General features: G+C 53.3%; 8 protein-coding genes and 1 pseudogene. 1 reads left to right on the top strand and 8 read right to left on the bottom strand.

Going from position 1 to position 8,864, the window contains the following annotated elements; all coding sequences use genetic code 11:
• Positions 1-862 (top strand): MFS transporter (locus VAE48_RS01110; RefSeq protein WP_322791464.1); only part of this gene is annotated, 862 nt, incomplete at its 5' end.
• 12 nt (positions 863-874) lie between these two features.
• Here the strand turns inward: VAE48_RS01110 and VAE48_RS01105 are convergent.
• The 8 genes and pseudogenes from VAE48_RS01105 to VAE48_RS01070 all read right to left on the bottom strand — a co-directional run.
• Complete coding sequence (locus VAE48_RS01105) at positions 875-1,255, bottom strand: hypothetical protein (RefSeq protein ID WP_322791463.1); 381 nt, start codon at positions 1,253-1,255, stop codon at positions 875-877.
• Positions 1,252-2,628: an ABC transporter substrate-binding protein gene (locus VAE48_RS01100; RefSeq protein WP_322791462.1), complete on the bottom strand. Its 1,377-nt coding sequence runs from the start codon at positions 2,626-2,628 to the stop codon at positions 1,252-1,254. The genes VAE48_RS01105 and VAE48_RS01100 overlap by 4 nt, the downstream gene beginning before the upstream one ends.
• Positions 2,625-3,623, bottom strand: coding sequence for a M42 family metallopeptidase (locus tag VAE48_RS01095; protein ID WP_322791461.1), 999 nt, complete (start codon positions 3,621-3,623; stop codon positions 2,625-2,627). Before VAE48_RS01095 ends, VAE48_RS01100 begins: the two co-directional genes overlap by 4 nt.
• A gap of 19 nt (positions 3,624-3,642) precedes the next feature.
• Positions 3,643-4,722 (bottom strand): M42 family peptidase, encoded by a 1,080-nt coding sequence (locus VAE48_RS01090; RefSeq protein WP_322791460.1) that lies wholly within the window; start codon positions 4,720-4,722, stop codon positions 3,643-3,645.
• 5 nt (positions 4,723-4,727) lie between these two features.
• A complete protein-coding gene (locus VAE48_RS01085; protein ID WP_322791459.1) occupies positions 4,728-5,675 on the bottom strand; it encodes a hypothetical protein in 948 nt (315 codons plus the stop codon).
• The gene (locus tag VAE48_RS01080) at positions 5,659-7,338 is read right to left on the bottom strand and encodes a DNA methyltransferase (RefSeq protein ID WP_322791458.1); all 1,680 of its coding nucleotides are present in this window, start codon (positions 7,336-7,338) and stop codon (positions 5,659-5,661) included. Before VAE48_RS01080 ends, VAE48_RS01085 begins: the two co-directional genes overlap by 17 nt.
• 13 nt (positions 7,339-7,351) lie before the next feature.
• Positions 7,352-8,419: a hypothetical protein gene (locus VAE48_RS01075; protein WP_322791457.1), complete on the bottom strand. Its 1,068-nt coding sequence runs from the start codon at positions 8,417-8,419 to the stop codon at positions 7,352-7,354.
• A 23-nt stretch (positions 8,420-8,442) separates the two neighbouring features.
• Positions 8,443-8,864, bottom strand: a pseudogene (locus VAE48_RS01070) (hypothetical protein); the annotation flags it as partial.

The following is an 8,864-nucleotide window of genomic DNA, read 5'->3' as shown; positions in this document are numbered from 1 at the left end:
TTTGTTTGCCCGTGAAACCCCCATCGGCGAAAAACCAACCAACGGCGTTGGCGACCGTTTCCTGCGCCTGCTGGCACTGACCGGTATTTTTGTGGGCGCTACCCGCCTGGCGGTCTGGCTGGTGAATATCAGCGGGAATCGTCTGACCCAAATGGGCATCAGCCGTGAAGGGCAAATTCTCTTGATCGGGTTGGCCGGTCTGGTGGCAATGGCCGGTTCCATTCTGATTGGCGTGTATTTCGGCGCTTCGGTCGGCATTGGACGGGAAGCCCGCCAGCAGACTTCGTTCATCTGGTGGGTGATCAACCGGCTGCTCTTTCTGGCGGCGGTTGGGTCAATTCAGGGGTTTGCTCAATTTTACCTGCGCGATGTGCTGCAATTGCCCAACCCGGCTACCAGCACCACCCTGCTGCTGGCAGCGGTAGCCGTCTTTCTGATTCCCTCAGCCATTTACGGCGGCACGCTCGCTGACCGCTTCGGACCGAAAAAGCTGGTCTTGTACGCCGGTCTGATCGCCGCGTTGGGTACGCTGGTGCTGCTGTTTGCCCCCAATTTTCCCATCGTCATCCTCAGCGGCTGTATCATTGGACTGGGGACGGGCACTTTCTTCGCCTCCAACTGGGCTTTGGGAACTGAGTTAGCCCCCCCGCAGGAAGCCGGTCGCTATCTGGGGATTTCCAATCTGGCAGGTGCAGGGGCGGGCATTGTCGGTGCCGGCATCGGCGGACCCATTGCCGATTTCTTCAACAAAATCGAACCCGGGCTTGGTTATCTGGTCATCTTCACCATCTACGGGGCGTTGTTTCTGTTCTCCGCATTGACTCTTGTGAAAATTCAGCTGCCCAAAAAAGGCAATGGTTGAAGCCTCACCGCCTCAAGCACCGCTCTGGTTTTGACGTTGAGCGGCAATTCCGCTCAACGTGCCGATGATGACAATCAGCACCAATACAACCGCCCCAAAAACGATTCCAAAGGTCTGTTCGCGGTTGGCAATCAACTCCTGCGGAATGGGAGTTGGGGAGGGCCTGAGCGCCAGACTTTCGCCGGTCACGGACTGGGTTGGCAATAGCGTAACAACCGCAGTCGGTGATGGGGTGCTGATCTGGCGGGGTGCAACCGGCTCGCTGAACGCCATAGCAGCCAGAAAAGCCAGCAGGACAACTCCCAACCAGAGAAAATGGGGATTCTGCCGGTTGAGCCAGCCCAGCGGTTTGACAGCCCCTTCCAAGATCTTGCTGAAAAGATGCCTGATCATGGTGCTAATAATTTCTCCACCGAAGATTGGGCCGCTTGAGCCGGGCTGGCCTGGTTGCGCAAGACAGCCAGACTGCTCTCTCTCAGCGCCGGGCCAAGGCTGGCAAGAATTTCGTTGGAAGGCCGAATTTGCGCCGAAAGCACCACCCGGCTCAGCGTGTTTTGCAGCGTAACCGGCTGCCAGCCGCTCAGAGAAGTGGGGTGTACCGGCAGGTAACCAGCCGCTACGGCCCATTCTGCCAGAAAATCAGCCGCGCTGAGATACTCCGCCAGCGCTACCGCCAGCTGACGGCGTTGCGGATCGGGTTCAGCAATCGCCAGACTCCAACCGGTAGCCTGTGTGAAATCATCCCCGCCCAGCGAGGGTAGCAGCAATGCAGCAGTATCTGCCGGTAAGTCAGTCAGGTAAAACGAGGCAAAGGTAACTGCCCAGTCAGCCTGACCATCCAGATATGCCTGCCAGACCTGCCCGCCGCTTTGATACTGGGCAACCGTCTGAGGAAAAGTGCCCCGCCGCGCTCCTTCCTGATACAGTTCAAATACCTGTTGAAGCAAATCCGCCTGAAGAGCAGGCCTTCCCTGCAAATCCTGCACCAAACCGCCCAGTGACCGGTAAAGCGTCAGGGTTAGCCATGCCTGCGGGTCATCTCCGGCAAAGAGGAGCGGGTTGCCGAACGCCAGCACATCCTGCCAGGTTTGCGGCGGACTTCCTCCAACCGAAGCCGGGCGGTAAAAAAGCATCAACGCATCACCGGCAATCGGCAGGGCAAACGGGATGTCCTGCACCCTGCTCAGCTGACGGGCATACGGATACCAGTCCGGGCTTTCGATTTCCTCGCTCACTCCTTCCAGCGGGTAAATCAGGCCTTTCAGGGCAGCCGCTTCCAGATCGCCGCGGTTGAGGGTAACCACCGAAGGCAGGGCGGCTGGCGCCGCTGCTGCTGCAGCGGTCAGCGACTCGAGCAAACCGCCGGGGCCCGAGGGGGCTTTAATTCGCACGTGAATCAAAACACCGGGGTTTTCCTCCATGAACGCATCCAAGCGTTGCTGCAACAACTGTCCGGCGGGTGTATCGGCAGCCGGGTCGAACTGCGGCGGCAGCCAGAGCGTCAGAGTGATTGCCCCGCCAAAAGTCGGCTGCGGTTCTGGAGTGATGCTCGGTTCAGGTACTGGTGTGAGCGTGATTTGGCCCTCAAGCGTGCTGGTCGGCAGCGGCGTGAATAACCCCGGAAAAACCGGTTCCAACCACTCGACGCACCCGGCCAGCAGCGCCAGAATCAACACCGCCGCAGTGAGGCGCACCAGCGCCGGTGGTATCATTCGCTTCGCATCCCCCTGTCGGTTTTTACCGGTGCGGGGAAACAGACGGCTCATTTCAAATCAACCGGTGCTTGCAGCAAAGCCATCAGCATGCGGACGGCGTTTTGCACATCCTCAAAATCCACCATCTCAGATGGGGTGTGGATGTACCGGCACGGGATTGAAAGACAACCGGCCGGAACACCGGCGCGCGTCAATTGCATGGCGCGGGCATCCGTGGAACCGCCTTCCAGAATTTCCAGCTGGTAGGGGATGTCGGCTTGTTCGGCTGTATCCGCCATCCAGCGCACCACCCGCGGATCGGCGATCATACCGGTATCTTTAACTTTAATGGCAGGCCCTTTGCCAAGCGCAACTGCCATCTTCATACCCCTGGGGGTATCACCGGTAGCAGTGACATCCACCGCAATGCCAATTTCCGGGTCAACTCCAAAGGCGGCAGTGGTTGCCCCGCGCACCCCAACCTCCTCCTGTGTGGTGAACACGAAGAAAACTTCATGGGGAGTGTCTTTCAACTGGCGCAGCGTTTCAATCATCACTGCAACCGAAATGCGGTCATCCATGGATTTTGCCACCAGACGTTTGCCCAAATCCAGAAAAGGCCGCTCAAAAGCAGCCACGTCCCCAACCCGCACCGGGCAATCTTCTTGGCTGGTTGCGCCCACATCAATGAACAGTTTTTCAAAACCGTGTACCCGATCCATGTTTTCCAGGCGTTCGCCGCCAATCACCCCGGCAACGCCGTTCAAGAAGCGTACCCGACCGCCGTAGAGGGTGTGCGGGCGCACACCGCCAATCGTCGAAAAGCGCACAAAGCCATTTTCGTCAATATGCGTGGCAATCAAGCCGATCTCGTCCATGTGTGCCGCCAGCATGATGCGCTTTCCATTCGGGCTTTTTTGACCTTTGCGCACCACCAGATTGCCGAGCGCATCCACACGCACCTCATCCGCCGCTTCTTTGACTTCCCCTAAAATCAGTTCGCGGATGGGCATTTCATAACCCGAAGGGGCAATGGTTTCCACCAGTTTTTGAATTAACGCTTTCATGCAATTCTCCTGGATTTATTTAGCGATCTTCCGAGAACAATTCCGGGCTGAGCCGTTCCAGTCCGTGATACAACAAAGACAGGGTATTTTCCCAGTCAAGCAGGCGCGCCTGCAATGCCGGGGTGTGGGCATAGCGCACCGGCACCGAAACAGATACCACCGGAATACCCTCGCGCTGTTTGTGAATGGCGCCCGCATCCGTCCCGCCACCGCCCGGCTGGCGAATCTGGTAGGGGATACCCATCTCCTCGGCTGTGCGAATCAGGTGGCGAATCAGGCGCGGGTCCGAAAGGGTGGCAGCGTCAGCCACATAGATTGCCGGCCCGCCGCCAAGACGGGTATTATAGCGGGTATTTTCTTCGCCATCCCACAGGGGCAGATCATTGGCGGGAGTGGCATCCACTGCAATGGCCAGATCCGGGTTCAAGGCATAAGCGGCCACTTTTGCCCCGCGTAAGCCGATCTCCTCCTGCACGGTAAAAGCCGCCAGCAATTCCACATTGGCGGGTGGATTTTTGATTAATTCAATCAGGATGGCAACCCCCAGCCGGTCATCCAGCGCTTTACCAATCAGGCTCGGGCCGGCCTGCCGAAAACGGGTGGCAAAGCCGGCTCGCTCGCCCGGTTTGACCTTTTTACCATTCTCGTTGCCTAAATCAATGCGTAATTGATCCACAGAAAGAGCGTTTTTTCGCTCATCGGGTGTTGTCAAATGGATGGGGCGCGCCCCAATCACGCCGGCCAGATGGTCTTTGCCCACCACTACCGGCTTGCCAACCAGCACACGCGGGTCAACCCCGCCGACCACTTCAAAGCGATGCCAGCCGCCTTCTTCCTCCTCCACGAGAATGAATCCAACTTCATCCATGTGAGCCGCCAGCATCACCCGCAGAGGATTCTCCCCGCTTGCGTGACGAACTGCCAGCACATTGCCAAGCGCATCTACCCGCACCTCATCGGCAAAGGGTTGGATTTCTTCAAGGACAATGGCGCGCACTTCGCGCTCATCTCCCGAAACGGCAACGGCGTTCGAGAGCCGTTCAAGCAGATTGAGTTGACTTTCAGACACAGGAAGTGAAATTGAAGGGTATTCGTCCATTGTACCTACAGTCTATGAAAGTATTTTTCAGGAACGTATTCCAGGACAATTTGTTCTAAATCGGACAGGTTGAACAGGTTCAGGAAAAAATGGCAGTTTTCCCAAAGCCTGTAGAGATCTCTCCGCCTTGCCAGCCAGCCGCCTCCATCAGCAAAATTAATGAACACCCGCCGTTCATTATAACGGCTATTGGCGTGTCGAACGCGGTCATAGATGGCTAACATATCGCGGGCTTTATTCGTTTGACCGCTGCTGGTCGTTTCTTGAAACGAACTCATCAATATAACCCATGGGTCATCCAGATTCGGCACGGCAAAATCTATATCCGTCTCAACGAAACGGGAGCGCCCTTTTTCAAAGGGAATACCATATTCACTTCGAACACGCAGCAGAATATTTTGAATCTCTGCTTCAACTTTATGCCCCTTCTTTGCTCCGTAAGTACCGATCAAGGAACGCTTGTAACGCACTTTACGGGCAGCCTGAGTGCTGGCGCCAATTTCGGCGTAATTCAAACTTTCCAGATAATAGCGCGGAACTAAAGATGCTAATTCTTGATCATTGCAACCGTTATACAGCAAAGAAGCCACCTGACTTAACAAGTCTGGATGCCGGGGAAGGATACTCTTTATTCTCGCAAGCGACCATTCCGCATCAAAGCCGCCTTCAATTCTCCCTATACGCCTTAACAGGGATATCAATCTTAAGAATTTTTCTTCTGATAATTCCAGATCCCTTAAGATCACATCTAAAACCGCCGGATTTTGGGCGATTTTCTCCCGAAGGTACTCTTCTGTAACCACCTGCCTGTTAGAAAGATCAGATTGCTCCGCAAGGTTGAGAAGACTTTCAACTTCATGGTCAATTTCGTCCTCTAAAGAAGCGTTGAGGTAAAAAACCGTTGCGGTCTGCCAAACTTGTTCAAAAGAAATTTTTTCAACCGTTCTTGTCATCAGCGATCTCCAATTTTGCCGCTTTGATTGCTTTTCCCCAGGTCGGGAATACATCAAAATAGACCTTCAACTCATAACGGCTGTAGGTCTTTACATCTTCTGGAGTTGGAAGTCTTCCCAATTTTTTCGCCAAAGATCGTAATTCCAGTTGAAGTTCTTTTTTTGTCAAACCGATTTTTGATTTTTTGACCGGTATACGCGTTATCTTGCCGTTAAGTTGGATCTCCTTGATCTTGTTTTGCATGAGTTCAACATAGTAGGGATCAATATCAATCCCAACAAATCGGCGGCCTAATTTTGCTGCCGTAATAATGGTGGTACCGGTTCCCGCCAGAGCATCCAATACCACATCATTTGGGTTTGTGGTCAATAAAATGATGCGTTTGAGCAATCCTTCCGGTAACTGGCAGGGATGATAATCTCGATCGCGTCGGTGCTTAATCCTGTGAATATCCCACCACAAATCTGTGAGTGGTTCTTGTTTGTTTTCCCCTCTGGATTTGCGACTGCGCACACACGAAGCTCGCAGACAATAGACGCGGCTGTCAAGATTCTTCAACCCTTCATAATTGAAGGTAAAACCTTCTTTTTGCTTTGTGTAAAAAAGCAGACTGTAATGCGCTGGCATCAATTTTCCACGCGGCTCAGACAAGGCGTCCCATACAATCCAATTTTGAAAATATAAACGTTTATTCAAGTAATCCGCATGGTACATGGACCAATGCGGTAAATTAAGCACGAATAAAGAGCCGGTTGGCTTCAAAATACGAATATATTCATCCAGCCATTGATTGCACCAATCCAGATATTCTTTGGTCGCCAGTTCGTCATTATAGACATTGTAAGACTTATCTAAATTGTATGGAGGATCGGCAAAGACCAAATCTATTGATTCATCCGGATACTTTTTTAATACTTCCAAGGCGTCACCTTGCAAAATCACATTAAAACCCGGAAATTCTTTGTTTTGATCCTCAGGCTGGTCATCCGAATTAACCGTTTGAAGGATGGAAAATAAGTTAGGCTGGTATGCAATTTTACTTTCTTTTATCATCCCCTTTGTTTGAGGAATGGGTAGAGCGTTTTTCGGAGCCGCCCAACCACTCATTTCTTTTTCATCTATGTCTACCATCTTGAGCAGTCTTTGATAGAATGTGACGCCCAAAGAACTGTAATTATCCTCTCCTTCAAGGCTCTTCCAAACATCTGAGATAGCCGCTCCGGATGGATTCATTAAGTGGGCTTTACCTCCCCAATCTTTCAGCGTCCGTCCGCAGGCAAAGCAGTACTCATGCGGTACTCTAACTTTATTGACTGCAAATGTATTACCCTTCACATACATCAGCACACCGCTATGGACAGACGGCAGCCCTTTGGTAAAGTCCCTTTTGGTCGATTCAAGAACAATCCAGTACTTGAATTTCAACTTTTGATCCAGATACACCCCTAATGAGGGCAACTGCGACGGTAAGCCCTGCACAAACAATATCCCACCCTTCTTAAGGGCACGCGCCAATTCATCTAAAATAGAATAGATGGACTTCCATGACTCTTCAGACAAGCCACCGGAAACCAGCAAAGCAAAATCCAGGGATTGAGATGCGAGTTTCTGAGCATCTTCCAGTAATAATGGTTCATCCGATGTGAGCAATGGATTGATCATTTTGTCAATCGGTTTACTCTTCCCACTTCATCTGTTCCATGAAATCCGCCTGCAAACCAACAATAAACTGCGCCAGCAGATGACCGGTTCGCTGCACATCTTTGAGTGAGATGATTTCAACCGGGGTGTGCATGTAGCGCAATGGGATGCTCAGCACCGCCGTAGGGATGCCCTCTGCGGTCACCTGCATGGCAAAGGCATCCGTCCCGGAGTGAGCCGGCATGACCTCATTGTGGAAGGGAATGTCCAGCCGTTCAGCGGTTTCCTTGATGGCACGGTAAAAAGCCGGATGAATGTTTGCTCCCCAACCAATCGTCAGCCCCTTCCCCAGCGGGAAGGTGCGGTAATCCGAAGGGCCGCCCGGCCCCCTGGCAAAGGTCACATCCACAGCCACAGCCAGATCGGGACGAATGGAAAACGGCGAAGTGTACCCGCCGCCCAGAGTAATTTCTTCCTGAACGGTAGCCACCGCCCACACATCCCAGATATGGCGCACCCGCTGCAGATCCCTCAAACAGAGGGTCAGCGCCGCTACCGAAGCGCGATTATCCAGACTGTGCCCCGCCAACAGGTCATTGCCGAGTTCCAGCGGTGGCTGGGCAAAGGAAATTAAATCGCCGACGCGTATTACTTCATTCACCTGCTCGGGCAGCAAGCCGGTATCCACCAGCAGGTATTTCATTTCCACCGTTTGACGGGGAGAAACTTCATCGGGCAGCAGGTGTGCCGGCGGCTGAACCACGATTCCCGGCACATCCTGTCGGCCATGCACAACCACCTGCTGGCCGGGAAGAATGCGCGGGTCAATCCCGCCTATTTGGGTAAAACGCAGCCAGCCGTCCACAATTTCGGTAACCATCATGCCAATGGCATCCATGTGAGCAGCCAGCAAAATGGAAGGGCGCGGCTCATCTCCACTGCCCCGCTTAAGGGCGTGCAAACTGCCCAGCGGGCTTGTAGAAATCTCATCCACCAGCGGCTGCCATTCGTGCAGAATGCGCTGGCGTGCCGGGCTTTCGTATCCCGAAAGCCCCGGCAGAGAAATCAGATCTTTGAGAAAATCCTTGATTTCGCTCGTCATTGGTTGAATTGTTCCCTTGAAATTTATGGAGAAGTTGAGGTTTCGGTAGGGGTTGGAGTATTCACCACCGGTGTATCGGTTGGCGGAAGGGATGTTTCAGTAGGGGTCAGAGTTGGCGTTTCGGTGATCGTCGGTGTGCGGGTCGGCGGCACAAACGGGGTAAATGTCTGAGTCGGCGTCCACGTAATCGTTGGGGTGGGTGTGAAAGTATCACTTGGAAGAATGAAAAAGGTCGGTGTCAGGGTTGGCGGTTGGGGCGGTTCAGCCGTATAGGTCAGCGTAACCGTTGGGGTAGCCGTTGGCTGAGGTACATTGCGGTTCAGTTGAAGGATAAAAAATCCCAAACAGTAGCAGGGTATGGTTGCCAGTATGATAAAAACCAGAATAGATCGGATTCGAGTGCGGCGTTCGGCGCGAAATGCCATCCAGAAGTTCTCCCAGTACT

The sequence above is a fragment of the Bellilinea sp. genome (assembly GCF_034432615.1).
In the GTDB taxonomy this organism is placed as follows: domain Bacteria; phylum Chloroflexota; class Anaerolineae; order Anaerolineales; family Anaerolineaceae; genus Bellilinea.
This window is presented reverse-complemented; position numbering and strand designations above follow the sequence as displayed.

Coding starts and splice junctions, on each gene's coding strand:
- VAE48_RS01105 (WP_322791463.1), bottom strand. CDS start 1,255: ATGATCAGGCATCTTTTCAGCAAGATCTTGGAAGGGGCTGTCAAACCG.
- VAE48_RS01100 (WP_322791462.1), bottom strand. CDS start 2,628: ATGAGCCGTCTGTTTCCCCGCACCGGTAAAAACCGACAGGGGGATGCG.
- VAE48_RS01095 (WP_322791461.1), bottom strand. CDS start 3,623: ATGAAAGCGTTAATTCAAAAACTGGTGGAAACCATTGCCCCTTCGGGT.
- VAE48_RS01090 (WP_322791460.1), bottom strand. CDS start 4,722: ATGGACGAATACCCTTCAATTTCACTTCCTGTGTCTGAAAGTCAACTC.
- VAE48_RS01085 (WP_322791459.1), bottom strand. CDS start 5,675: ATGACAAGAACGGTTGAAAAAATTTCTTTTGAACAAGTTTGGCAGACC.
- VAE48_RS01080 (WP_322791458.1), bottom strand. CDS start 7,338: ATGATCAATCCATTGCTCACATCGGATGAACCATTATTACTGGAAGAT.
- VAE48_RS01075 (WP_322791457.1), bottom strand. CDS start 8,419: ATGACGAGCGAAATCAAGGATTTTCTCAAAGATCTGATTTCTCTGCCG.